This window comes from Deltaproteobacteria bacterium (genome assembly GCA_016180845.1).
GTDB lineage: Bacteria > UBA10199 > UBA10199 > JACPAL01 > JACPAL01 > JACPAK01.
The window spans coordinates 231331-255572 of the sequence record JACPAK010000003.1; the positions used below are offsets into that span (position 1 = coordinate 231331).

22 protein-coding genes (1 of these 22 running past the window's edge) are annotated in these 24242 nt (G+C 50.5%); 17 read left to right on the top strand and 5 right to left on the bottom strand.

The window, feature by feature from the left end:
• Nucleotides 1-2247, top strand: the 3' portion of a protein-coding gene (locus HYT76_06790; protein ID MBI2083261.1) for a hypothetical protein. It extends 26571 nt beyond the left edge of the window; 2247 of the gene's 28818 nt are visible here — the last part of the coding sequence; its start codon lies off the left edge, out of view; it ends in the stop codon at nucleotides 2245-2247.
• Here HYT76_06790 and HYT76_06795 read toward each other — a convergent pair.
• The gene (locus tag HYT76_06795; protein ID MBI2083262.1) at nucleotides 2244-3149 is read right to left on the bottom strand and encodes a zinc dependent phospholipase C family protein; all 906 of its coding nucleotides are present in this window, start codon (nucleotides 3147-3149) and stop codon (nucleotides 2244-2246) included. The genes HYT76_06790 and HYT76_06795 overlap by 4 nt on opposite strands.
• A gap of 93 nt (nucleotides 3150-3242) precedes the next feature.
• On the opposite strand from HYT76_06795, the gene HYT76_06800 reads away from it, so the two are divergent.
• Nucleotides 3243-3887, top strand: a complete 645-nt coding sequence (locus HYT76_06800) for a uracil-DNA glycosylase (GenBank protein MBI2083263.1) — start codon at nucleotides 3243-3245, stop codon at nucleotides 3885-3887.
• Here HYT76_06800 and HYT76_06805 read toward each other — a convergent pair.
• Nucleotides 3790-4902, bottom strand: a complete 1113-nt coding sequence (locus HYT76_06805; protein ID MBI2083264.1) for a sensor domain-containing diguanylate cyclase — start codon at nucleotides 4900-4902, stop codon at nucleotides 3790-3792. The two genes, HYT76_06800 and HYT76_06805, sit on opposite strands and share 98 nt — an antisense overlap.
• Nucleotides 4903-4964: 62 nt before the next feature.
• Between HYT76_06805 and HYT76_06810 the strand changes: the two genes are divergently transcribed.
• Together HYT76_06810 and HYT76_06815 are read left to right on the top strand one after the other, a co-directional pair.
• Nucleotides 4965-5822, top strand: a complete 858-nt coding sequence (locus tag HYT76_06810; protein MBI2083265.1) for a SpoIID/LytB domain-containing protein — start codon at nucleotides 4965-4967, stop codon at nucleotides 5820-5822.
• Between the two features lie 30 nt (nucleotides 5823-5852).
• Nucleotides 5853-6644: an S-adenosylmethionine:tRNA ribosyltransferase-isomerase gene (locus HYT76_06815; protein MBI2083266.1), complete on the top strand. Its 792-nt coding sequence runs from the start codon at nucleotides 5853-5855 to the stop codon at nucleotides 6642-6644.
• Between the two features lie 129 nt (nucleotides 6645-6773).
• Here the strand turns inward: HYT76_06815 and HYT76_06820 are convergent, their stop codons facing one another.
• Nucleotides 6774-7934, bottom strand: a complete 1161-nt coding sequence (locus tag HYT76_06820; GenBank protein MBI2083267.1) for a 4-hydroxy-3-methylbut-2-enyl diphosphate reductase — start codon at nucleotides 7932-7934, stop codon at nucleotides 6774-6776.
• Nucleotides 7935-8141: 207 nt separating this feature from the next.
• Between HYT76_06820 and HYT76_06825 the strand changes: the two genes are divergently transcribed.
• Nucleotides 8142-10523, top strand: a complete 2382-nt coding sequence (locus HYT76_06825; GenBank protein ID MBI2083268.1) for a hypothetical protein — start codon at nucleotides 8142-8144, stop codon at nucleotides 10521-10523.
• A gap of 37 nt (nucleotides 10524-10560) precedes the next feature.
• On the opposite strand, the gene HYT76_06830 is transcribed toward HYT76_06825, so the two are convergent.
• Together HYT76_06830 and HYT76_06835 are read right to left on the bottom strand one after the other, a co-directional pair.
• A complete protein-coding gene (locus HYT76_06830) occupies nucleotides 10561-10890 on the bottom strand; it encodes a tetratricopeptide repeat protein (GenBank protein MBI2083269.1) in 330 nt (109 codons plus the stop codon).
• Nucleotides 10887-11540 carry a hypothetical protein gene (locus tag HYT76_06835; GenBank protein MBI2083270.1) on the bottom strand — a complete coding sequence of 218 codons (654 nt, stop codon included), beginning with the start codon at nucleotides 11538-11540 and terminating at the stop codon, nucleotides 10887-10889. Before HYT76_06835 ends, HYT76_06830 begins: the two co-directional genes overlap by 4 nt.
• A gap of 184 nt (nucleotides 11541-11724) precedes the next feature.
• Between HYT76_06835 and HYT76_06840 the strand changes: the two genes are divergently transcribed.
• The 12 genes from HYT76_06840 to HYT76_06895 all read left to right on the top strand — a co-directional run bounded on the left by HYT76_06840 (nucleotide 11725) and on the right by HYT76_06895 (nucleotide 24233).
• Entirely contained in the window at nucleotides 11725-13809 is a 2085-nt protein-coding gene (locus HYT76_06840) for a hypothetical protein (protein ID MBI2083271.1), read from the top strand.
• A gap of 61 nt (nucleotides 13810-13870) precedes the next feature.
• A complete protein-coding gene (gene tgt, locus HYT76_06845; GenBank protein ID MBI2083272.1) occupies nucleotides 13871-14959 on the top strand; it encodes a tRNA guanosine(34) transglycosylase Tgt in 1089 nt (362 codons plus the stop codon).
• Nucleotides 14907-15260 (top strand): preprotein translocase subunit YajC, encoded by a 354-nt coding sequence (gene yajC, locus HYT76_06850; GenBank protein ID MBI2083273.1) that lies wholly within the window; start codon nucleotides 14907-14909, stop codon nucleotides 15258-15260. Before tgt ends, yajC begins: the two co-directional genes overlap by 53 nt.
• Before the next feature lie 12 nt (nucleotides 15261-15272).
• Nucleotides 15273-16973: a protein translocase subunit SecD gene (gene secD / locus HYT76_06855; protein ID MBI2083274.1), complete on the top strand. Its 1701-nt coding sequence runs from the start codon at nucleotides 15273-15275 to the stop codon at nucleotides 16971-16973.
• Between the two features lie 2 nt (nucleotides 16974-16975).
• Nucleotides 16976-17893 carry a protein translocase subunit SecF gene (gene secF / locus HYT76_06860; GenBank protein ID MBI2083275.1) on the top strand — a complete coding sequence of 306 codons (918 nt, stop codon included), beginning with the start codon at nucleotides 16976-16978 and terminating at the stop codon, nucleotides 17891-17893.
• A complete protein-coding gene (gene recJ / locus HYT76_06865) occupies nucleotides 17856-19574 on the top strand; it encodes a single-stranded-DNA-specific exonuclease RecJ (protein ID MBI2083276.1) in 1719 nt (572 codons plus the stop codon). The genes secF and recJ overlap by 38 nt, the downstream gene beginning before the upstream one ends.
• A gap of 285 nt (nucleotides 19575-19859) precedes the next feature.
• Complete coding sequence (locus HYT76_06870) at nucleotides 19860-20306, top strand: hypothetical protein (protein ID MBI2083277.1); 447 nt, start codon at nucleotides 19860-19862, stop codon at nucleotides 20304-20306.
• Between the two features lie 117 nt (nucleotides 20307-20423).
• The gene (gene queC / locus HYT76_06875) at nucleotides 20424-21077 is read left to right on the top strand and encodes a 7-cyano-7-deazaguanine synthase QueC (GenBank protein ID MBI2083278.1); all 654 of its coding nucleotides are present in this window, start codon (nucleotides 20424-20426) and stop codon (nucleotides 21075-21077) included.
• On the top strand, nucleotides 21074-21637 hold the full coding sequence (locus tag HYT76_06880; protein ID MBI2083279.1) for a DUF366 family protein: 564 nt from the start codon (nucleotides 21074-21076) through the stop codon (nucleotides 21635-21637). The genes queC and HYT76_06880 overlap by 4 nt, the downstream gene beginning before the upstream one ends.
• On the top strand, nucleotides 21627-22355 hold the full coding sequence (locus tag HYT76_06885) for a 7-carboxy-7-deazaguanine synthase QueE (GenBank protein ID MBI2083280.1): 729 nt from the start codon (nucleotides 21627-21629) through the stop codon (nucleotides 22353-22355). Before HYT76_06880 ends, HYT76_06885 begins: the two co-directional genes overlap by 11 nt.
• The gene (locus HYT76_06890) at nucleotides 22356-23501 is read left to right on the top strand and encodes a deoxyguanosinetriphosphate triphosphohydrolase (GenBank protein MBI2083281.1); all 1146 of its coding nucleotides are present in this window, start codon (nucleotides 22356-22358) and stop codon (nucleotides 23499-23501) included.
• A gap of 45 nt (nucleotides 23502-23546) precedes the next feature.
• The gene (locus HYT76_06895; protein ID MBI2083282.1) at nucleotides 23547-24233 is read left to right on the top strand and encodes a hypothetical protein; all 687 of its coding nucleotides are present in this window, start codon (nucleotides 23547-23549) and stop codon (nucleotides 24231-24233) included.
• Nucleotides 24234-24242: the final 9 nt, after the last annotated feature.

The window sequence follows — 24242 nt, forward strand, 5'->3', positions numbered from 1 at the left end:
TGCGTCGGTGAATGTCCCGCCGGTCTTGTCTTCGATCCGAACAGCCGTTCCTGTGTCGAACTCACTGCATGCGCATCGGACAACCCGATCGATTGGGATCCGCGACCCGATGTCACATTTGACTTCGACGATCTGAGGCCGATGCTCGATGACGATATTTCACAATCCCATCTCTACTTTGTCTCTCGGGAAAACGGTACCGATGGGACCTCGGATACCCCTGCCACCTGGTCAATCAACCGACCGGGGAGGACAATTGCTGAGGCAATCGATGCGGTCAAGGCAAGACAACGCGAGATCTGTGGAACAAGCTCTGCAAGCACCTGTCGTACCACATTGCATTCAAGCTCACAAAATATGTTCCGGATCTTCGTGATGGATGGAAATTATGAAGAGAATGAGCTCAATCTCCCTTACCGCACCCACATCCTGGGCGGCTTTAAGATTATGACGGAAGACTCAGACGGTGATCCGATCGTCCCATGCCTGAGGAGAGAAATCACGCACGAGGTATTTGATCACAACGTCACTATTGGTGGTATGGAATTCCCTGTGAATCGTACCGAGTACCGATCTGTTATCAAGAGCACCGATCCGACAGAGGCTGTCTTTGATATCTCGGATAGCTCGGCTGGTCCTGCGCAACGGACCGGGACGGTCCCGGCTTATTCGAGTAGCCCATACGATATCGCCGTCATTAACTACGATAGACGCTCTTATATTGACGGTTTTGATATCCGTGTTGAACCGGAGGATGGCGCCGAACGAAGTTACGCGATCCAGATCGATACCTCCTCCCCAAATATCACGAATAACCGGATTATCGGTCAGGTCTCTCCGATCCATGTAATCCGTTTCGACTTCTTCTCTTGGGATTCCTGGATCTCACCGCTTTATGCCCAAGCTGGTCTTGGTGGCGTTGGCGGCGTTGGTGGGGGAGTTGACTTCACGGTCATCCCCGAACCGGAGTCTGTCATTGGAATCTATGTGAAAGGGACCTCGTCGCCTCTGATTGAGAATAATACGATCTATGGAAACTGGATTGAGGTTCAACCTGGCATGATGCAGACCGCCTTCCGACCAAATCACAGCGAGGCGATCCGAATCCATGCCAATACGAAGAATGAGGCGATCCCGATCATCCGACACAATACAATGATCGATGGAGGGGATGCCGATACCAGCTCGACCGCAATCAAGATCCGCTATTGTTCGACAGCCCGACAGAGCTTCCGGATCGAAGACAACTACCAACCGGCCGCTTCAGGGGCGGTGGTCCTGTTTGGAGGTGGTAGCTCTTTGGGAGGGATTTTTGGAGGGCGCGCTCCGGAGACCGCCGGAATCGATCTCGATTCACGACTCACGAACGCCACAAATCCGGAGGTCTGCTCTGCTTCTCTGAGCGGCAGCGGTGGCACCGCTGAATTCGTCATCGATCGTAACTGGATCCAAGGGAATGGGACCTCAACACAGACCTTCCGCGGAATTATCTGGTGGGGAACAAACCTGGCCAATCTCGACAGCGGCTCCTCGTCAGCACAATTAACCTGTGATGGGAAACAAAGAGGTTGGCCGATTTCCAACAACGTGATCCGTGGAAAGGATATGTACTACTGTGAGGGAATCAAATACGGTGGTGGAGAGCTCGATGTGATTCACAACACAATCGATGCACGCGACTGTGACTTTGATTTAAGTACCGCTATCTACGGGGCAATGCGAAGCAATAACAATGCCGGTAGTGGCGATATCCTGATGCCCTATCTCTCGGACAATATCCTGATGGGGAATGACTGCCCGATCGGACATGTCGATCGACAGGTCCCTGGCGCCAGTTATACAAACTACGACAATTACCTGACCTATAATATGACCTATCCGGTAAGTACCTCCATCGACTTAGGTCACTGCCTGATCTTGAGCACGCAATACGAATCACCCGGACCATCCGGTGACGGTGGAGGCAACTATTATTACTCCGGGCACAACGGCAATGATCCGATGGTTGATCCTGATGATTATATGGTCAATCCTGATTCGGGAGACTACCATCTCAAAGTTTATGACGGCGACTTGTATCAGGATGCGATTGACAACTCGACAACCCGAATCCACTGCTATTCCAATCTCCTCATCAACCCAACCGATGCTACGAGTGAAAACCTCGATCTGATCCTGGATCTTGACGATCAATCCCGAAATCCGACGCGAAACGACCGCGGCGCCTACAAATACATCGCCCCTTAAAGCAAATCACTGACGGTCGGGAGTTCCTTGGGATGGTAGATTGATTCGCGAAGCGCCACCTTCACCTCTTTTAAGAACTCCTCCGAATCCTCGACGTCGATAATTTTCTTTTGGGTTAGACGTTTGAGTTCGCGACGCATCTCGCTCGCATAAAGCAATTTGTCGGCGCCGGTTGGATCGACCTTCGTGCAGGGGGCATGCTCCGGATCCTTGAGAAAGGCATGAACCGATTCGAGGGCTAATTTTCGGTAATCTTCGATATCATCATCTCGCAGGCGAAAACGGGAAATCCCATGCACCTTTTCCATCATTGTCTTCCAATGACGAAACTTGTGGAGGGTCAGCACACTGTTAAAAATCCGCTTGTTTGTCCGAAAGGAAAAAAGGGTCCTCCTCAAAACCCTCTGAAAAAGTTCATCATTATAAGGAAACTTCATCCCTGCCAGTTTTTTCGCGAGATGCCATGAAGACTTCGGCCTCTTCGCATCAAAACGCATCTCCCAATAGACATGACCGATCGTGCGCGCCGGGTAGCTTAAGATCGTTTTGTACGGGACGAAGAAGTTATGGGAGATGATATCGACCGCAAGATGGGAGAGATACCCATAGGCGCATGCCCGTTGCCTGTCCTCCTGGGCCTCGTTCAGGATCAGAAACCCAACACGCCAGCTGTGACAATTATAGACATAGTCCACATAGTCCTTCCCCACAGTAATATCTGCAGCTAACGCGCCATAGAGGAAGTCATTCGGGAATTTTGTGAGAAGCATCTTGACCACCGGGGTAAAGGCGCTTACGTGTTGAAGGCAATTCGCGGCGTAGTCAATGTGGGTGATGGGACCCCAGGCAAATGCATTATCAGGGATGAGAAAAAAAACAGAAAAAGTAAGAAACAAAACCATAACTCCCCTCCAGAATGTTCTTTTGTATCACGAACCCCCTCTTAATGTAAGAGGGGGCTATCGGCAAGAAAAGAAGGTCCCGGAGGGGGCGTTATGAGTGAGATCCTGAGTCAGGTCAAGGCCCACCTCAGGGACGCTCTCGATAAAGGGATCGAGGAGTTGCCGATGCGGTCGGCACCAAAACTCCCAGCGGAAGATCAGCTCAAAAAAATCCGTGAAGAGATTGGCGATTGTACCCGTTGTAAACTTTGCAAAGGGCGAACTCATATTGTCTTCGGTACCGGGAATCCTCATGCCGAATTGATGTTCGTCGGAGAGGGACCAGGTCGGGACGAGGATTTACAAGGTGAACCATTTGTTGGTCGTGCCGGACAACTTCTCACGAAGATGATCGAGGCGATGGGATATAAGCGATCCGATGTCTATATTGCGAATGTCGTAAAATGCCGCCCCCCCGACAACCGGCTGCCCGAACTGGACGAGGTCGCCACCTGTTCTCCGTTTCTACTTCAACAGATTGAGGCGATTCAGCCCAAGATCATCGTGACCTTGGGAAATCTTGCAGCACAAACGTTATTAGGAACAAAGACAGGGATCACGCAATTACGAGGGAAGTTTTATGAGCTTGGCGGGATAGCGATTATGCCGACGTACCACCCTGCTTATCTCTTACGTAATCCCGCAATGAAAAAACCTTGTTGGCAGGATCTGCAGATGGTGATGTCCAAACTCCGTTAAAGACAACAACCTGATCCCGCCCATTCCATTTCGCCTGATACAGCGCCTTGTCGGCCGCTTCGAGGACCGCCTCCAAGGTCGTGGCATCCACAGGATAGGAAGCGATGCCCATACTCACCGTCAAATTTTGCTGGGGATCCGAGGCAAGTTTTCGTCTCAATTTTTCGGCAACAACCACCGCATCTTCTTTTTTGGTATTGGGAAGGACCACAACAAACTCCTCCCCCCCATAGCGGGCGATATAGTCCACCTGCCGGATACTGGTAAGTAAGAGTTTTGAGAACTCCCTGAGTCTCTTGTCCCCCTCCAGATGTCCGAAGGTGTCGTTGTATTTCTTGAAGTGATCAATGTCGATCATCAAGAGAGAAAGTGATTGCCCAAAACGCTCGGCCCTCTTGATCTCCAACGGAAGAATTTCTCTGAAATGCCGGCGATTATGAAGACCGGTCAGTTCGTCGCGCACCGCCAATTCACGTGTCTTCGAATAAAGACCAGCATTGATAAGCGCAATGGCGATCTGGACCGCGATCGTATTTAAAAACTGAATCTCCTGCGCGGCAAAGGCCCCAGTCCCTGATCGTGTAAAATTAAGAATCCCGACAATTTCGTTTTTGAAAAGAAGCGGAATCGAGAGGAACGACCCATCCTCGCTCTTCTCCCCCTTATAATAAAGGTAGCGTCCTTCAAGTCGCGTATCCGGGATATAATAAGGTTGGCGGCTCTGGAAAACGAGACCGGTCACCCCTTCTCCTGTCTTGAAACTCATCCCACGCACCTTCGAGCTGTCGGCAAAACCGCGTGCCACCTGAACCACAACCTCTTCCTCTCCCTCACGCAGCAAAAGGGCGAATTCATGAAAACCAAGCTTTTCACCCAAAAAGTGATCGAGGATATTATAGAGTTTGGGGAGTTCTAACGTGGAAACGATCAGTTGAGAGAACTCATTGATGAGGGCCAACTCCTTGATCCGGATCTCCAGCTCCTGATTAATTTTTTCCAGATCTGGGGAGCTCATAAAGTTGACGGATATTCTCTTAATTGACACATTTTGTCAAATAGGCAAAGTTGGTGCCAAACATGCCAAAAAATCTCTTCCTCGTTTTTTTTCTCATGATGAGCTGCGCCACGACTCCCCCTGCCTCTCAAACAAGTCCGACGATCCGTGTGGCGATTCAGAAAGAACCGCTCGTCATCAAGGAAATTCCTCTCGAGGCCTACCTCATGGGGGTCCTGGCCAAAGAGGTCCTTCCGGACTGGCCATTGGAAACACTCAAGGCACAGGCGGTTGCCAGTCGTACCTATACCCTTTATCGAAAAGAGCATCCTCGCTCACCCGAAGAAAATTTCGATATCGAAGTGACGGTACAAGACCAGGTCTTTGCCCTGCAGGAGGAATACCCTCCGCTCATCACCCAAGCTGTCCAGGAAACGGCGGGGCAAATCTTGCAGTATGACGGAAAGGTTTTTGCTGCCTTTTATCACAGCACCTGCGGTGGGATCAGTGAGCCCGCTGAATCAGTCTGGTCAGGAGAGGCCCCTTTTCCTGTCAATCAGATCCATCCCGATCCTTTTTGTGAAGATTCCCCTCACTCCCATTGGAGCTATGAACTGGATAAGGAGAATGAAGGGAGAATCGAGATACTCAAGAGGAATGAAACGGGACGCGTTGCGCTGCTTGACTTTCAGTCGCATGAGGTCTCGGGCAACAGCTTTCGAGAAATGATCGGGTATCAAAAAATTCGAAGCACCCTCTTCGAAGTGGAAGAAGAGAAAGACCGGATCTTGCTCTCGGGACGTGGCTCCGGACACGGGGTTGGTCTTTGTCAATGGGGGGCGAAGGGGATGGGGGATCTTGGCTACACGTATCAGGAGATTTTGGAATTTTATTATCCGGGAGCTACTTTAAAAAATCCCCCCCTCAATCCCCCTCTTTGACAAAGAGGGGGAAGGGGGAGATTTTAATTCATGCAAACCTCTCTGTTTCATTACGAATTCCCCAAAGAGTTGGTCGCCCAACACCCGCTGCCACGTCGTGACGAGTCACGCATGATGGTGGTCGATCGAAGAAGTGGCCAATGGGAACATAAAAATTTTTATGAGATCTCTTCTTATCTGAGGGAAGGAGATCTCCTTGTCCTCAATAATGCCGAGGCGGATCTCATTGAATTGAATGGTCGCAAGGTTCCTGCTCTGCCACCTTATATAAAGAGAAAGAAGCCGGAGGATTTCACCGAACAGGATTATCAGAGGTATCGAACCGTCTATGCAAAAATCCCGGGCTCCAAGGCAGCTCCAACCGCCGGGTTTCATTTCACGACGGAAATTCTTGATCAGTTAAAAACCAAAGGAGTTCAGACACAGACACTGACCCTCCATGTCAGTTATGACACCTACAAACCGATCCGGTCGGAACGGATCGAAGACCATCCGATGCATGGGGAGGAGTTTGTCATTCCTGAAGAGACAGCAGATGCCGTTAGACAGGCCAAAAAAGAGAAGCGAAGGGTCGTGGCGGTAGGGACAACCGTCGTACGTGCCTTGGAATCGTCAACATCCCCGACAACACTATTTATTCAACCCGGTTTCCAATTCCAGATCGTCGACGCCCTTCTGACGAACTTTCACCGCCCCCGCTCGACAGTCCTCGTGATGGTCTCGGCATTTGCGGATCGGGAATTGATCCTGTCCGCCTATGAAGAGGCAATCAGAGAGCGTTATCGGTTATTTTCGTATGGGGATTGTATGTTGATCATTTAAAAAACCACAGGATGTCGAGAAAGGCTCAGATGCAAGGCGTCCGACGAAATCGAACGAGGCGTACTTGAGTGGTACGTCGAGTGAAGATTGAGGAGGACAACGCAGCAGATGGGCTTTTATCGACATCCTTTAGCGGAACGACAACACACGCTCGATGACATCCCCCATCACCTGATTCGGTGTCGAGGCGCCAGAGGTGATTCCAATCTGGATCTTACCGGGAGGAAGCCAGTTTTCTTCGACAGAAGCCTCAAATTTTCCAACCGGCTTGTGACGAATTTCTGTTGCCGAGATCAGACAATCCTTGTCTTCAATATGATAGGTTTTCGCACGGGAGGCGGCGATTTTGGCCAATTGATTCGTATTGCTTGAGTTATACCCTCCGATCACGAGCATCAGATCGAGATCTTTCTGGATCAAATCCTTCATCGCATTCTGTCGGTCCTCAGTCGCACTGCAGATCGTATCAAAATTCCGAAAGTGCTGGCTCAGATGATCCTCTCCATACCTTACTGCGAGCGCCTGTTTGATCCTCTCGGAAATCGCCAACGATTCACTCATGAGCATCGTTGTCTGATTGGCAACACCAACTTTCTTGAGATCTACTTCTGGATTGAAACCGGGTGAAACCTGTTTCCTGAATTTGGCCAAAAATTCCTCGGGATCTCCACCTTGTTGGATATAATGGCAGAGAAACTCCGTCTCCTCCATATCTAGCACAATCAGATAGCGTCCTTGGGGATATGCCAAGACCCGAGAGCTCGTCGCCTGGGTCTCTTCATGATAATACTTCCCATGAATCACAGCGGTAAAACCTTCTGTCGCATAGCTTTCGACCCGCTTCCAGACATTCAAGACTGAACCACAAGTGGTATCTACGAGGACAGAACCTTTTTCCTGAAGTGTCTGAATCTGACTCGCCGTCGCCCCGAAGGCAGGGAGAACCACCACATCCTCTTTCTGAACCCGCGAATAATCCTCCAGGAATTGAATCCCCATTTCGCTCAGATTCTTGTTTACGCGGGGGTTATGGATAATCTGTGCCGTAAGAAAAATTCTCCGGTCGGGGAATCGCTTTCGGGTCTCATAGGCAAGATCAACCGCCCGATCCACGCCGTAGCAAAACCCGAAGGAACCAGCGAGATGAAACGTGACCCCCTTTGCCGAATAAACATTCCCCCCCTCAACAATCCTCGAGACAATATCACTGTGATAATCACGAATCAGATCCTTTTGGACCACCTGCTTGAGGCCAAAACTTTTTCGGATCAGTTGATGAGCTTCTTCCATAAACGCCGGGATAGACCTTAACCCGAAAAACGTCAACTTTTCGATGCCATCTGGGTTAAAGATCACCCTTTTTCTTGCCAATCAGATTAAAAAATGATAGCGATTCCAGTCAGTTGTCCAAAGTTGGGTTTTGGAACAATCTTTGCAGAATTAACCGTCACATCGGGTCCCTTTTAGGGGGGGCTATAAACAAAGGGAGGGGGATATATGAAAAACAAAATCGCCTTTAGAGGATTGATCGTCGGTCTGACCGCCAGCCTCTTCTTGTGGGGTGCCATCTCAGTCGGTGGATTGGGGGGTTGCGGCTCTTCAAAGAAAGCGAGCACGACAACGACCGATAGCGACGATGAAGATGGAAGCACCGACGCCGGCGAGGCCTCAGTCGGGGCACTTCGAACCACCCCGAGCGCCGACATCTCCAGTCTGGATAAAAGCTTGAGTTCTTCATCGGCTTCAGCTCTCACGGTCCAAGCGGCAACAGTTGTCGTCGATAACGGACTCCAGGCGTTTGAAAATGTTCGAGCTGAAGGAAAGGGATCCCGGGCCGGTTGTGAGTCGAATATGCACAAGCAGGAGATCTTCCGGATGGGTGTTCAGGTGGAACTCGAAAAATGTTACCCGATGGCGATGGAGGCGGGTGGTCTGATTGAAATCCCGGATGGTTCGGTAGTCCTTTATAGCATTAAACCTCCGGACCCAGATGAGATGGGGGATTTTGAAGAACAAGAAGCAGCAAAAAAAGAACCTGCTGCTCAGCCGCCTGCTGGTGGACAACCTCCTAGTGGCGGCGGACAGCCCCCGAGTGGTGAACAGCCTCCGAGTGGTGGGCAACCCCCCAGTGGTGGACAACCTCCAAGTGGCGGCCAACCCCCCAGTGGTGGACAACCTCCAACCCTCGCCAAACATGCCGAAGTTGATGATAAAGAGGCCTTCTGTGGTGATATCCCCGATGAATTTGAAGATCAGAAAAAGGCCTGTGAAGAAGGCGGAGGAGGCATGGCAGAAAGCATCAAGATGCGGATTGGGAAAAACCTGGGTGCCAATAAAGATGAATTACAGATCGATCTCTGTTTTGGCCCTGATGGATCCGAGGCTCTCGAATCCGAAGGGACTTATACCGCCAGCGACTCGGTTTACACGGCGAACATGGTTCGTATCGGAAAATTCCTCGGTACAGAGGAAAAAACGTCATTTGATTTAACAGTCGATCTTGGAACCGACGGGAAGGTGACTGACGGGGATGTGAGCTTAGGAACAGACGGTTCCGCTACCGCCACCGCCAAGATGGTCGGAAAATGGGGAAGTGGCCAGATGACCTTTACCGCGACACCGACAGAAAATACCTTGAAGGGTGGCTTCGGTGGTGGTTTTAAGGATCCGATCACAAAAATTCTGACTACTTTTGTCGGAAAGACCTACGCTGTCTTTAGCGCCACCGAGGGGTGTGCGAAATTCAGCTTCACCGGTTCCCCACCTCCAATGCGTTTGCAAGACATGGTCCCGTTCGATATTGACGCCAACCGACTGGGTGGCTTCTTGTCGACGATCAGCCTCGATATCTGTGGGGTCGGCGCCCTCACCACCTCAAACTACAAGACAGTCAACGTCTGCCCCAATCCGAATTTCGATCCGGCCGCCAGTGCAGACAATGACTGTCCGATGATCGCCGCTAAAGCGGATGGAACCTGTGAAGAGGTCACGCATATCGGCACGGAATGTTTTGCGATCTCGAATGGATCCTCCTCAGGAGATTTTGCGAAACAGGTCACGCAGACCTTCAAGCGGATCGCCGATTCGGCATCGACTTACTTCAGCGTGGTCAAGGATATTGACATGACCACTATCGCTGCCGACAAGCCGACTATAGAGTTCCCAAGGTCTTGGGACTGTACTGGCAGCTTTACAGCAATTGACTTCACTGATGACTCGAAGGTCGACTTCGAGGCGATGGGGAAGGCAATGGATAAGTGCTTTTCCCTGCAGGAGAAGGGGAATTCGAACCAAGGAATGGGTGGCTACAACTGTCATCAGGAAGAAAATATGAATGGTGTGAACGCAATCGCGGATGCCGGTCCTCGCGATATGGGTAAGTATGGTGGGGAATACCAGCGTGTTGCCGACGCTGGTACCTGTTCCACCACACAAGCCTCAAATCTGATCCGTATCGACCCTGTGGATGTGAAAACCAATAAATACTGCATCCCGACAGACACGAAGTGTGAGGAGTTTACGATTAGAACCCTGTCAGGGTTCGTAATAGCAGCCAAGGAAGATTCAAACACCGGTCTCGGGATCACGATGCCAGGTCATCTGCCAATCGCTGGAATCTCGTTTGGTGCAGAAGGATCTGGTAACGTTGCCCAGGCGGAATTCCGGTTTGGCAACAACTTCAACTCTCCAACATGTACGGCAATCCACAAGCTCAGTCAGCCAACCTTTGAAAAAGCGAAGGATGCCTTTGCCGATCCCACGAAGCCTCCTGATGAGGGTGGACCCCCGAAGGCCTGCACAGACAAATTCGGCACCAGTGTCACAAAGGATCAGTGTGACAGCTACTGCCTCCAGAAGGGTGTCGATTGCAAAGCATAAGGTAAGACTCGATTACGAAAAAAAGGCCCTGTCTCCGTCAAGGAGGCGGGGCCTTTTGCTTTAATAAAGTCTCCGCCTTCTCATGCTGGCCCGTTCGATCATAGAGATCTGCCAGCTTTTTCTTTAGATCATTGTTGTCAGGATATTTGACCAGGAGATTCTCATAAACCCTTATCAGGGGAAGATACTGCTTCTGCTTCAACCCCTCCTCCCCCTTTTCACGAAGAAAACGGGACGCCTGCTCTGTCTTGTCCGCCGCATCCTTCGCTGTAAAAGAGGGAAGCAGTCGAGAAGGTTTGCGTAAAAAAAAGAGGTAGCCTCCAGAGACCACCGCGAGTCCTATCAAAACAAGAATCAGTTTTTTCATGACTGTTTTATAACCCAATTCATGATTGCCTTGGCTAGTTTTTTTTTGCCGGTTACTTTTTTGATTTCAAATTGTTGACGGCGGGTGACGAGATAACCGGCATGCCTCTCATCCTCCCCCTCTGTCAAAAAATTCCCGACAACCATATCGGCTTTCGACTCCTTCATCAAGCGTCTGGCATGGGCAAGGAGCGTCACCGGTTCGGAAACCTCCAGCTTAAATCCGATTAAAAAGCTCTTGGGAGACCAAACCTTGATCTTCTGAATAATTTTGGGAGTCGGCTTGAGCTCGAGAGTCCATTTGCCCCCCCTCGAGCCCACCTTCCCCTTCCTGACTCGAGAGGCCTGGAAATCAAGAACTGCCATCGCATGAATGACAGCGTAATACCCGCCTCTAGATAATTCTCGTTTCAAGACACGCCCCAGGTCGTCATTTGTTTCAATGGGAATCAATCGTAGTCGAGGGTGAGACCTTGGCGTCTGACTTCCCCTGCCATAGACCATTGTCACCTTCATCCGGTTTCGCAACGCCTCTTCCACCAGAAGTGTCCCAAAACGCCCTGTCGATCGATTCGAAAGAAAGCGAACCGCATCGAGCGAGGCCCGGGTGGGGCCCGAGGTAATGAGGATTTTTTTGAAAGCGATAACCATGATGTTTCCCAACATTGACCTTTTTTGATCTTTGGTCAACCTGTCAACAAAATGACAGAAAACGGGTCCAATTCAACCCATGATTCAGATTGACAGAGACAGATTATGGTGTAGTTTCAGCCAGTTAATGAATTCTTAATTTGGAACTGCTCTTGCAGATTCCTCACTCATATAAGGAGATTCTATGACTATTAAAATGAGAGGATCGTTATTCGTTGGAAGTTATTTTGTCATGTTCCTTTTACTTGCTCTCAGCGCCTCAGGCGGCATCTGGGGCTGCGGAAGTACAGGAGCGACTCGAGGGACTACTGGAACCACTGATGGTGGAACCGGCGAAACAGAGGCGGGCGTCGCCAGTGTTTCTTCTCTTCAGACGATCCCCTCAGCAGACGTCAGTAGTCTCGATCCTAGTTTAAAATCAGCCTCCTCCAGCTCTGCTCTGAAAATGAAATCTACCGCTATCAGCGAGTCCGAAGGGTTTTCACGCCACGGGTGCGAGGCCGATATGCATAAGAGGGAGGCGATTCGCATCACAGGGGAGGCGGAGATATCCAAATGTTACATCAAGGCGATGGAAAAACTGGATCTGATCGAAATCGGAGATGAGGTCTACAACTATTACGTGATCAAGCCGGAGATGGAATTCGAGGATGCCCCTCCAAGTCTGAAGGCACAGGCCGATGGTGAAGATATCTGTGACACAATTTCGGATGATGACACGGAAAAGAAGAAGGCCTGTGAGTCTGGTGAAATCGACACAGGGGCCCCTGAAGAGATCAAGGCCCGGTGTGGGATTTTTTCCGGCGATCTCCGTTGCGACCTCTGCTTCAATGGAGCATTGGAAGAAGAGATGCACTATAAAGGCGATGGCGCGATTTACACCGGGGGTGTCAGACATCAATTTACTGATTTCGGCAGTGAGGTGGAAAAAGGCAAAATCGATGTGACAATTAACCTGGGGACCACTGGAAAGATCAAAGACGGTCTTTTTGATGCCGGAACCGATGGCAAGGCGGAAGTCACTGCCTGCATGGATGGCCGTTGGGGGACCGGTTGCATGAGCGTCGAGGCGAATGCCACTGAATTTGTCCTCGGCGGTGTCTTCAGCGGGAGTTATACAGACTTCGATGGTTTCACGACATCATTTGAAGGAAAGGCGAAGGCGATCCTGACCGCCACCGATGGCTGCGCAAAATTCCAATTCAAAGGCGCACCTCCCTCCTGGCCTGTGGCAAATATGATCCCACCGGGGATGGCCCAGAAGGATGTTGAAAATTTCCTGAAGAACTTTAACCTTGAATGCGCCAATTGTAATATCACGGCGACGAACTATAAAACGATCCGGCTCTGCCCGAATACAAAGTTCGACCCAGCTGATACCACCGATCGGGACGCCCCCATGGTCCTGGCAAACGCCGATGGAACTTGTGCAGAGGTAACCCATATCGATACGGGATGCTTCTTGATCTCAAACGCACTCAATGAGGGACAATCAGGAACAAAAATCACGCAAACCTTCCTGAAAGTCGCCTGCTCCAAAACGACTGTCGGATCGCGGTGTGCTGATTTTAACGTGAGCGCGCTGACCGCCGACGTCAGCGACCTCGGTTTCCAGAGGAACTGGGATTGCTCCGGTGACTTCAAAACGGTCGACTTCTCGAGTGTCACCAATGAAAAGTTGGAAGAGGCCTTCGGCGAATGTTTTGCGATTGAGGAGAAGCTGTTTGATAACGAAGGAATGGGCGGTAATAACTGCATGGAGGCCGAGCAGTTTGATGAAGTCGAAGAGTTTACCGATGATGGTGGTAAAAACTTCGGCAACTGTGGTGGAGAATATGTCAAGACCTCCGGCGGCTGCCCCGCCAGTGTCCCGGATAAATTATGGGTCGACCCTATCGATCCGACGAATGGGAAATACTGTGTGATGACCGCGGACAATACCTGTCTTGAATTCACGGTCAATGGAACCTCGACCGGTACTGTTTCGCTCTCGATGGGGAGTGGCACATCGATCACTTCAATTAATTACGACAGTGGTTTTACGACAGCAACCGTGGTCTTCTCCGCTACGTCAGGCGGTTCGACTACCACTTGCACCAACGTGCATTCAATCAACAAACCGACGTTCGAAAAACAGGATGCCTTCAACCCGGATGACGCCGATGGACCTCCGAAGGCCTGCACGGATCAATTCGGCCCTGATGTGTCGGAGCAGGAGTGTCGCGCCTTTTGCACTCAGGCAGATGACCCGTGTAGTGTAAGAGACTAGTTGATTAAACCTGCAAGCCTGAATAAAAGCCCTCTCTTAACCAGAGAGGGCTTTTTTATTGATGATTAGACCTCGAATAACCCAGATCGAGACACCTCACGGCTCTTTTTCCACACCGATCTTCATGCCTGTCGGAACTGTCGGCAGCGTGAAGGCAGTCTCGTCCGATGAACTTGAATTTTTAGGGGCTGAGATCATCCTGGGGAACACCTATCATCTGATGCTCCGGCCGGGTCATGAACTGATCCGTAATCTGGGTGGCCTCCACAAGTTCATCAGCTGGGAAAGACCAATTTTGACTGATTCCGGTGGTTATCAGGTCTTCAGCCTCTCCAAGATCCGAAAGCTCAAAGAGGACGGCGTCGAGTTTCAATCCCATATCGATGGAGAGAGACACTTCCTGACACCCGAGAAGGCGATCGAGATCCAGCGGGCGCTCGGTTCCGATATCATGATGGTCCTCGATGAGTGCCCCCCCTACCCTGTCTCGGAATCCGAGGCGAGGCGGTCGATGGAGGTAACGCTTAGTTGGGCAAAACGATCGGTTCTGCTGGGGTCGGCGGGTGACGACCCCCTACTTTTCGCCATCATCCAAGGCAGCACGTACAAAAGCTTGCGAAAGGAATGTCTCGAAAGACTGCTTGAAATAGGTAACTTCAATGGCTTCGCCATCGGCGGCCTCTCCGTCGGAGAACCAAAAGAATTGCTCTGTGAAATGGCGAAGGAGACCGCCGCCCTCATCCCGGAAGAGTATCCACGCTATGCGATGGGAATCGGACTCCCGGAAGACCTCGTAGAGATGATCGGTTACGGGATCGATATGTTTGACTGCGTTGTCCCGACACGAAACGGCAGAAACGGCCAGCTTTTCACCTCCAGCGGTGATGTTCAGATTCGACAGACACGGTACAAGGATGATCCACGACCGATCGATGAAAATTGTTCTTGCCCGGTTTGCAAGAGATATAGTAGGGCCTACCTCCGACATCTGCACCTTGCCAAAGAGATTCTCTCGGCAAGGTTGAACACGATTCATAACCTTTACTACTACTTGTCGCTGATCCGAGAAATTCGGGAGGCGATCCGAAAGGGAAACTATGAAGAATATCGGAGAAATTTTTATCACAAACGCTCTCGCGCAGGAGAGTAGTCCCGCTCAGAAGCCGCAATCACCCGGAGGGCCTTTTGGAATGTTCCTCCCGATGATCCTGGTCTTCGTCATCTTCTACTTCCTCATGATCCGACCACAGGCGAAGCAGAGGAAAAAACATCAGTCGATGATCCAGGGGCTCAAAAAAGGGGATGAGGTGGTCACCTCCGCAGGGATTCATGGTCGTGTTACAGCTGTAGCCGATAATATCGCGACAGTCGAGATTGCGGAAAATGTCAGGATTAAGGTTGATAAATTTCAGGTGTCCCAGGTCAAAAATCAGCCATCACCAACTGCCTAGAAGAGCAAAAAGATGCCACATAATTGGCGCTGGAAAGCCGGCACTACCCTCTTTCTGATCCTCCTATCACTCTATTTTCTGATCCCTACCCTCACACACCTTCATGAGAAAGAGGCGTGGTATACGGCTCTCTTCCCGAAGGAAGAGATTAAACTCGGATTGGATCTTCAAGGGGGGATCTATGTAGAGCTCGAAGTGGTCCTCGAAGATGCCGTGAAGAACCGTTCCGATCTGATTGCGAGCGAAATGGAACGCCTTCTTCGCCAGGAATCTTTCGCACCGGAAAAAACAGAACGGGTCCCGGAAACCTCCCAGATCCGGATCCTCCTTAAAAAAGAGGAGGACCAGCAGGCGATCTCGAAATGGATCGGAGAAAATTACCAGCAGGTCCTCCGAGAGATCGCCTCCACCGAACCAAAAAACATTCTCGTCGATTTCACCGAAGACTTCCTGCGCCAGACAAAAGAGCTGGCGGTCAAACAGGCCCTGGAGAATATCCGTCACCGGATCGATCGCTATGGGGTAACGGAACCTTCGATTACCCGTCTTGGCTCGAATCGGATATCGATCGAGCTCCCGGGGATGTCCGATCCGGAACGCGCGATGAATCTGATCAAAAAGTCGGGGAGACTTGAGTTCAAGATTGTCAATGAATCGGTCCCCGACGAAGAGGTCCGAAAAATGGTTGCCGAGGCACGAGAGTCCTTGAAGCTCGGTGACGACTACACAGAAGAGACCGTCCTGAAAATCAATGAGAGCCTGAAGGGGAAAATTTCTCACGAGGATGAGGTCCTCTTTGAGGTTCAATATGATGCGATTACCAAAAAAATCGTCGGGGGAATTCCGTATCTTTTAAAGAAAAAGGCAGAGGTGACAGGGGATATGTTGAAAAATGCCCAGGTCAATGTCCAAAACAATGAGCCTTATGTGAGTCTCTCCTTTAATGCGCTTGGGACCAAGCTCTTCGGAGAGCTGACGAAGGCCAACGTCGGCAAACGACTTGCCATCGTTCTCGACGGAAATGTCAGCAAGGCACCGGTGATCAAGAGCGAAATCCCATCGGGAGAGGCCCAAATCACCCTCGGAATGGCTAACTATCAATCGCTCATCCGAGAGGCTGAGGACCTGACGCTTGTCTTGAGGGAAGGGGCCCTCCCTGCCCGCATGAAGGAATTGACGAAGACAGTTGTCGGACCTTCTCTGGGGGCCGATTCGATCCGCATGGGTGTCCGAACCAGTCTCATCGCCGGTCTCCTTGTGGTGCTCTTTATGATAATCTACTATCGCCTTTCAGGCGTTCTGGCGGACATCTCCCTCCTGCTGAATATGCTGTTTATTTTGGGTATCCTGGCCATGTTTCAGGCAACGCTCACACTCCCCGGCATTGCGGGCATCGTACTGACGATCGGGATGGCGGTCGATGCAAACGTCCTGATCTTTGAGCGGATGAGGGAGGAAGTGCGAGGCGGGAAATCGGCCCGTTCGGCCCTGGAGTTGGGGTACTCCAATGCGATGAGCGCGATTCTGGATTCAAATATCACGACCTTCCTGGCAGGTGTCGTGCTCTACCAGTTCGGGACAGGACCGATTCGCGGCTTTGCCGTCACGCTCATGATCGGTATCGTGACAACTCTCTTCACAGCGATCGTCGTGACACGTCTCTTGCAGGATTGGGTTATCCTGGGACTGAAGAAAGAAAAGGTGAGTGTGTAAATATGTTGGGATTCAAGGAATTCAATTTCAGATTTATTCCGAGGATGTCGCTCTTTATCCTCCTCTCTGTCATTGCGGTGGGGGGCTCCCTCTATCTTGTCTTTGGGAGGGGTCTTAATTTTGGAACCGACTTCAAAGGGGGAACCCGGCTTCAGTATCGTTTCCAACAACCGGTCACCGAGGGAGATTTGAGAAAAATCCTGGAGGGTCTTGATCTCGGAGACTTTTCTGTCCAAAAGGTGGGGCGACCGGAGGAAAATCGTGTGGTCGTGAAGATCGAAGAGAAAGAAGATCTCGAACTCCTTTCCAAGAAAATCCAGGAAAATTTTCAATCCGGCCTCAACAACCCCGACTTCATCCTCGAACAGGAGGAATCGGTTGGGCCAAAGGCGGGGGCCGATCTCAGAAAGAAGGGAATCCTGGCTATTGTTGTCTCCTGGCTCCTGATGCTTATTTATATCGGCTATCGATTTGATTTCTCCTTCGCCCCGGGTGCGATCATTGCCCTCATTCATGACGTCCTGATCACTCTGGGAGGGTTTGCCTTAAGCGGCCGCGAGGTCAGTCTTACTGTCGTCGCAGCGCTCATGACGATTGTCGGTTATTCCGTGAATGATACAATCGTTGTCTACGACCGGATCCGGGAAAATGCCAAAAAGATGGAAAAAATGCCTCTTCGCGAAATGATCAATCGAAGCATCAATGAGACCCTCTCTCGAACCATCATCACCAATTTTACGGTCCTCCTCGTTGTCATCCTGATCTATATTTTTGGTGAAGGAGAGTTTCAAAATTTCGGATTCGCCATGGTCATCGGATCGATTTCCGGCACCTATTCAACAATCTTTATCGCCAGTCCCTGTTACATTTTTTTAAAAGAGTATGGCCCTCGCATCCAAAAATTTTTCAGAAAATCCTGACTGGGAAGTCCTTCCCCGAAATCTGGAAAAGGAAAACGAGCTCATAAAGGCGTTGTCTATTACACCTTTAACCGCCCATCTCCTGATACAAAGGGGGATTGATTCTCCAGATCTCGCTGACAAATTCCTGAATCCCGACTGGAAGGACCTCCCCGATCTTGACCAGATTCCTGATATGGACCGTGCCGTGGAAAGGTTGATCCAGGCCTTTCAGAAGAGGGAACGGATCCTGGTCTACGGAGATTACGATGTCGACGGGATCACCGCCACCGCGCAACTTCTTTCTTTCTTCGAAGAATTGGGACATCCGATCGAGTCTCATATCCCTCACCGTATCGACGAGGGGTATGGGCTTAATATCGATTCCTTGAAAAAAATCCTGGCCCAAAAACCGGTCTCCCTGCTCGTAACCGTCGATACCGGAACCAATGCCCATCAGGAAATCGCCTACCTGAAGGAAAGAAAAATCGATGTGATCGTCATTGACCATCATCAAACGCCGGAAACCCGCCCTCCTGTGATTGCCCTTCTGAATCCGAAACTCCCCGGTTCGCGATTTCAGGAGCCAGTCTGTTCTGCCGGACTCGTTTTTCTTCTTCTGCTTTCCTTGAGGGCCGAATTACGCCGACGCGGGTTTCAGGCCACACCAAACTTGAGACGTTATCTGGATCTTGCCTGTTTGGGAACTATTGCCGATATCGTCCCGCTCACAGGGGTGAATCGTCTGCTCGTCAAGGGAGGACTCAAGGAGATCGCAGAGACAAAAAGGCCCGGGCTCATTGCCCTGCTGGAAAAATCCCAAACCAAACCTCCTCTTCGTATCGGCTCCGTGAGCTTCCGCCTGATCCCGAGACTGAACGCCGCCGGAAGAATCGCCAATCCAAACCTCGCCCTCGAGCTGCTTTTGGAAAAAGGTTGGGAACGTGCTGAGCTTCTGGCCGATGAGCTCGAACAGTTGAACCGCCAGAGACAAAAGATTGAGGAGGATGTCTTGACCGAGGCGCTTCAGATGCTTGCCAACAACCCTTCGCCTAAAAATGGAATCGTTGTCGCCAAGTCAGGATGGCACCTTGGAGTTGTCGGGATCGTTGCGGCACGATTGGTTGAAAAATTTAATCGTCCCTCGATCGTCCTCTCTCTTGAAAATGGGTTGGGAAGAGGCTCGGCCCGTACTGTGCCGGGATTTTCTGTTTATAATGCCTTGCAACAGATCAAGGATCTGATGGTCCGTTTCGGTGGTCACCATCAAGCGGCAGGAATCACGCTGAAGGAAGAGAACTTGAAAACCTTTTCAGAGCGTTTTGATCAGGTCACCGGATCCCTCCTCAACTCCTCCCCTCCCCGCTTGAGTATTGACGCCCTTATCTCCCTTCAGGAGATCAATTTTTCCCTCGTCCATGAACTCTCCCTTCTTGAACCTTACGGCCCCGGAAATCATGAACCGCTTTTTGCGACCCATCCGGTATCCTTCTCCGCCTGTCGGATTGTCGGAGAAAACCATTTGAAGGGGAAACTGGTTCAAAACGAGGCTGAACGAGAAACAATCGGTTTTGATTTTGGACACTACCTCAAGCAGGCCTCATCGGGCCTTCTGCATCGTATTGCCTTCGGCATCCAGACAAATCATTGGAATGGAATTGATTCGATCCAACTGGTGTTGAAAGAGATCAATTTAATATAAATCCCCCCTCAAATCAGAGTCACTTAACTCCTCAACCCCCCTTTGTTAAAGTGGGGTTCCTTTCCTGCCCATCGTAGATATGAGGGCCGCCCCACTTTGAAAAAGGGGGGCAGATGAAATCCAGGTGACCATGGTGGGGGGATTTATCTGTGGGATTTATTTTTTAACCTATTGATTTTAATATATATTTAATATTTTATAACGCATCGCATAAAATAATATTGACAATTTAACGCGACGTGTTAAAAGAGAATCAGAATCGAAAAATAAAAAAGGAGACCCAAAATGGCCAAGCTCAAAAACAAACAAACACAGAAGGCGCAGGGGTTAATCGATCTCCTCCTCCGTCTGGAGGTAGAGGCTGAAAAACTGGTCCGCCGACTGGTTGAAAAGACAGAGCAGTCGTCTCGTGAACTCAAAGGACAGATCTCTGAAATCGTCGAAGAGATTCGAGACAAAGGAATCTACTCAGTTGCCTCTGAGAAAGGCGAAGACTTACGAAAGGTTGCCGATCAGGTCATCCTCCGAGCAAAAGAGCTGCAGTTTGGCAGCTTCAATCGGGACCAACTGATCCGAGAGGCGAAAAGGAACCTTGAGGATGTCGTTGGCAAGATTCAATCACAAGTTTTCTCTGTTTTAAGTATTCCGTCCCAGAATGATGTGGTCAGGCTTTCACGCCGGATCACCACTCTGGAGAAACGGATGAGTAAGATCAAGCGGAAAGCCGCTTAGGATCACCCACATAACCCGCAACCTTGCCCGATTGACCGCTTGGGGAAATCGGGCGGGGTTGTTTCTCCCCCCTCCCCCCTTGCAATGCCAAATTGAATTCTGCTAGTGAATCCACCAATGGAGAAATCAATCTTAATCCTCTCCGGCGGCTTGGATTCAACCGTCTCCTCATTCATTGCAAAAGAGAAAACAACACCGATTCTGGCGCTGACATTTGATTATGGTCAAAGGGCGGCCAAACGCGAGATCGGGGCTGCTTCAAAAGTTGCACAAAAACTAGGCGTAGAGCACCGGATCATGTCACTTGGGTGGTTAGCCGAAATCACGAAAACCTCCCTCGTGAATCGAAGAGAAAAGATCCCAATATTGAATGAAAAAGAGCTCGACGATGTTGACCGTACCCTTCAGACCGCCAAGGCGGTCTGGGTTCCGAATCGCAACGGTGTTTTTTTAAACATTGCCGCCGCCTTTGCCGAGGCCCTGGAGGCCTCTCTTCTCGTCACAGGATTCAACGCCGAAGAGGGGATCACCTTCCCTGACAACAGCGCCCCCTTCAGTCGCGCCGCCGATGATTTCTTCTGGTTCTCGACACTCAACAAGGTGAAGGTCACCAGTTTCACGCAAGGCATGACAAAGGTCGAGATTGCAAAAAAAGGGAAAGAGCTCGGGATCAATTTTAACGAAATTTGGTTTTGTTACGAGGGCGGGGAAAAGCGGTGTGGTGTTTGCGAGTCCTGTCAGAGATCGCTGAGGGCGTTCCGAGAGTTATGAAAATCTACTGGGTTGACCAATCCATCAACTACGACGGCAGCCAACTCACCCCTCATTGGATCTTTAAAAACTTCAATCTCGTCGGGAATGCGATGGTCGCCTTTGTCGGTGGCTGTCGTGTTTCGCCAGAACATATGGTCGACCTCGCCGACCTAAAAGAGGGTAAGACCATTTACAGTGAGAAGATGCTCCATTTCATCGCTGAGTTTTTTGATAAAAACCTCTCTGAAACGATTCTCCTCCAGAGGCTTTTTGTCAGCTTGGTCCAGCAGGAGATCGTTTATCGAGCGAAAACGACAACGCTCATCCGGGCAGGAAATGATCTCTTCGATGGAGAAGCCAAACTTTCTGTTTCGATTGCCACTGCCTCTCCGGTCTCAACCCTGATGCACTACGGAATCAATATCTCCTCGCAAAATACACCGGTCAAAACAAAGGGGCTTGCCGATTACGCCATTGATCCAAAGACATTTGCCATCTCCCTGCTCGAAACGATGAAAAACGAAATGGAAACTGTCGCTACCGCACGCTCCAAGGTGAGGGCTGTTCATGGAAGCTAACATCATAGAAATCTTCTCCTCATTTCAGGGCGAAGGCACTCATGCCGGAGAGCAGCATCTCTTTGTCCGATTCCAGGACTGTGAACTCTGCTGTAAATGGTGCGATACGCCAGCCACATTCGTCGAAAATCGGTTTTGTCGTGTCGAATTTCCCCCTTTTTCAAAAAAAATTAAACTTTACCCGAATCCGGTTTCCGTCTCAGCATTGAATGAAATCCTGACCGACTTTAGTGAGGAGACGATTGCGATCACAGGGGGAGAACCACTCCAAAAGGTGAGCTTTCTCAAAGAATGGCTCCCGACCCTCGAAGGGAAAAGGGTCCTCCTCGAAACAGCGGGGGTTCATGGACCGGAGTTGAGCGAACTACTCCCCTGGGTTTCGATCGTCAGCATGGATATCAAGCTCTCCTCCTCAACAGGGATGCACCCCTGGTGGCGAGAACACGAGGACTTCCTGAGACGGGCCCTTAAGAAGGAAGTCTATATAAAGGTGGTGGTGACTCAGGAAACGGAAGATCGCCATGTCGAACGGGCAGCAGCACTCGTCGCCTCGATAAATCCGAAGATCCCGTTCATCCTGCAACCGGCCTCGATCACGGCAAAATTCAGGGCAGTCCCATCAGCAGAACAAATTTCTCGCTGGCTCAAGATAGTCCGGGCTCAATGTCCGGCGGCGAGGATCCTACCGCAAATCCATAAGCAGTTGGGGGTGAATTAGATGCGAACCCGTGAAGAGTACGAAAAATACGAAAAAGAATTTCTGGCCCCCTATGCGATGAAAAGCGCCGGATCGCAGGGGCGTGACTATCCAGAAGAAGAGCATCCCTTCCGGACCTGTTTTCAGAGGGACAGGGACCGGATCATCCACTCCAATGCCTTCCGCCGGCTTGAATATAAAACCCAAGTCTTCGTTTACCACGAAGGGGATCATTATCGAACCCGCCTCACCCACTCCCTCGAGGGGGCACAGATCGCCCGGACGATTGCGAGGGCCTTGAAACTGAATGAGGATCTCTCCGAGGCGATCATCTTGGCCCACGATCTCGGTCACACCCCTTTTGGGCACTCCGGCGAGGCAGCGCTGAATCAGCTCATGAAGGAACATGGAGGTTATGAACATAACCGACAAAGTCTCCGTATCGTCACGTTACTCGAGCGGCGTTACCCTGAATTTCCGGGACTCAATCTGACCTACGAGGTCCGGGAAGGGATCGCGAAACATATGACCACCTATGACCAACCCAATCCTCAGGCGAACTTTAAAAAGAAGGGAAACCCGAGCCTCGAGGCCCAAATCGTGAACCTCGCCGATGAGATCGCCTATACAAACCATGATCTGGATGATGGGCTCCGGTCCGGCCTTATCGATCTGGAGGCACTTCAGTATATCGAACTCTGGCGCGAAAACCACTCCTCACAGGCCTCCGCCTTCGATGCGAAAATCGAAAATCGCCAGGTGGTTCGACGGATCATCAACGCCTTTGTGACCGATCTGATCCAACAGGTAGAATCGAACCTCCAGGACTCGAGAATCAAAAACTTGGAAGATGTCCGGGGTACGAAGACAAAACTCGTCGGTTACAGCGAGGATTTTGATAAAAAGAATCGCGAGCTCAAAAAATTCTTAAGGGAAAAGATGTATCGGCATTGGAAGGTTGAACGGATGGCCGATAAGGCCCAAAGGATCATTGAAAATCTCTTCAAAACCTATCTCAAAAATTCCAGCATCCTTCCCCCTGAGGTTCAGGCTCGTTTTCATGAGGAGCCGAGGGAACGGGTCATCTGCGATTATATCGCCGGGATGACGGACCGGTTTGCCTTAGAGGAATACAAGAAACTCTTCGATCCAACCGAAAAAGTGTAGCAACCATTTAATCTCTTATACGAGGAGTGTGTCAGGAGGGGGGAGATGCGCTTCAGTACGGGGGTTGTGATTGGCGTATCGGTGGCTGCTGGTTTTCTAAGCCCATTTCTTTTATTTCGAAAAAAACAAGGCGACCCTACTTCTAGGACACAAAGAGAGAGAGAAGAAACACCTCTGGCCCTCCTTGATCGTTATCGAGACAGACCTACTTCGCCCGAGGCACTACCACCAGAAGCCCTGTCACCAGAAGAAGCGGTTTCCCAATTAGAGCGCCTTCGGGATGGTCATCCCTCTCCCAGTTCTCCTAGAGATCATTCCAAATATAGAATTCCCCCTTTGCTCGATCCCAAGTTCCAAGAGGCACGAAAGCGCTTTCAGGATGAAATGGACAGGCTTGCGGAAGAGGCGAGAAGGGAAAGAATAGAGTTTTTGACCCCTGTCGTCGAAATGGGGTTTGCATTGGCAACACTCTCTTTTCAGCAAGGGATGTCAGAGTCGGCTCAAAGAGACTTCGGAATCTATTTAAGGGATCATCGTCCTGGATTCACGGGATCGAGTCTTAGGAATAATGCGCGTGGAACGTTTCACTTTAATCCGGAAACACTCGAAGGGTATGTCGAGGAAGAGGATGGGTCTACCTATCCTATCCCGGTGGATCCAGAAAGATTGGACGAACGTGTTAGAGAACTTACAGAGATCTACCATGCCTGGCAGACACGAGAGTCAAGATAGAGCTCTGAT

What these genes read in the sequence shown, in the direction of transcription:
- recJ (MBI2083276.1), top strand. Translation starts at nt 17,856, where the DNA reads ATGGCCCTCGCATCCAAAAATTTTTCAGAAAATCCTGACTGGGAAGTC.
- HYT76_06820 (MBI2083267.1), bottom strand. Translation starts at nt 7,934, where the DNA reads ATGGAAGAAGCTCATCAACTGATCCGAAAAAGTTTTGGCCTCAAGCAG.
- HYT76_06890 (MBI2083281.1), top strand. Translation starts at nt 22,356, where the DNA reads ATGCGAACCCGTGAAGAGTACGAAAAATACGAAAAAGAATTTCTGGCC.
- HYT76_06810 (MBI2083265.1), top strand. Translation starts at nt 4,965, where the DNA reads ATGCCAAAAAATCTCTTCCTCGTTTTTTTTCTCATGATGAGCTGCGCC.
- secF (MBI2083275.1), top strand. Translation starts at nt 16,976, where the DNA reads ATGTTGGGATTCAAGGAATTCAATTTCAGATTTATTCCGAGGATGTCG.
- HYT76_06880 (MBI2083279.1), top strand. Translation starts at nt 21,074, where the DNA reads ATGAAAATCTACTGGGTTGACCAATCCATCAACTACGACGGCAGCCAA.
- HYT76_06795 (MBI2083262.1), bottom strand. Translation starts at nt 3,149, where the DNA reads ATGGTTTTGTTTCTTACTTTTTCTGTTTTTTTTCTCATCCCTGATAAT.
- HYT76_06825 (MBI2083268.1), top strand. Translation starts at nt 8,142, where the DNA reads ATGAAAAACAAAATCGCCTTTAGAGGATTGATCGTCGGTCTGACCGCC.
- HYT76_06815 (MBI2083266.1), top strand. Translation starts at nt 5,853, where the DNA reads ATGCAAACCTCTCTGTTTCATTACGAATTCCCCAAAGAGTTGGTCGCC.
- HYT76_06885 (MBI2083280.1), top strand. Translation starts at nt 21,627, where the DNA reads ATGGAAGCTAACATCATAGAAATCTTCTCCTCATTTCAGGGCGAAGGC.
- HYT76_06800 (MBI2083263.1), top strand. Translation starts at nt 3,243, where the DNA reads ATGAGTGAGATCCTGAGTCAGGTCAAGGCCCACCTCAGGGACGCTCTC.
- HYT76_06830 (MBI2083269.1), bottom strand. Translation starts at nt 10,890, where the DNA reads ATGAAAAAACTGATTCTTGTTTTGATAGGACTCGCGGTGGTCTCTGGA.
- yajC (MBI2083273.1), top strand. Translation starts at nt 14,907, where the DNA reads ATGAAGAATATCGGAGAAATTTTTATCACAAACGCTCTCGCGCAGGAG.
- HYT76_06835 (MBI2083270.1), bottom strand. Translation starts at nt 11,540, where the DNA reads ATGGTTATCGCTTTCAAAAAAATCCTCATTACCTCGGGCCCCACCCGG.
- secD (MBI2083274.1), top strand. Translation starts at nt 15,273, where the DNA reads ATGCCACATAATTGGCGCTGGAAAGCCGGCACTACCCTCTTTCTGATC.
- HYT76_06805 (MBI2083264.1), bottom strand. Translation starts at nt 4,902, where the DNA reads ATGAGCTCCCCAGATCTGGAAAAAATTAATCAGGAGCTGGAGATCCGG.
- queC (MBI2083278.1), top strand. Translation starts at nt 20,424, where the DNA reads ATGGAGAAATCAATCTTAATCCTCTCCGGCGGCTTGGATTCAACCGTC.
- HYT76_06870 (MBI2083277.1), top strand. Translation starts at nt 19,860, where the DNA reads ATGGCCAAGCTCAAAAACAAACAAACACAGAAGGCGCAGGGGTTAATC.
- tgt (MBI2083272.1), top strand. Translation starts at nt 13,871, where the DNA reads ATGATTAGACCTCGAATAACCCAGATCGAGACACCTCACGGCTCTTTT.
- HYT76_06840 (MBI2083271.1), top strand. Translation starts at nt 11,725, where the DNA reads ATGACTATTAAAATGAGAGGATCGTTATTCGTTGGAAGTTATTTTGTC.
- HYT76_06895 (MBI2083282.1), top strand. Translation starts at nt 23,547, where the DNA reads ATGCGCTTCAGTACGGGGGTTGTGATTGGCGTATCGGTGGCTGCTGGT.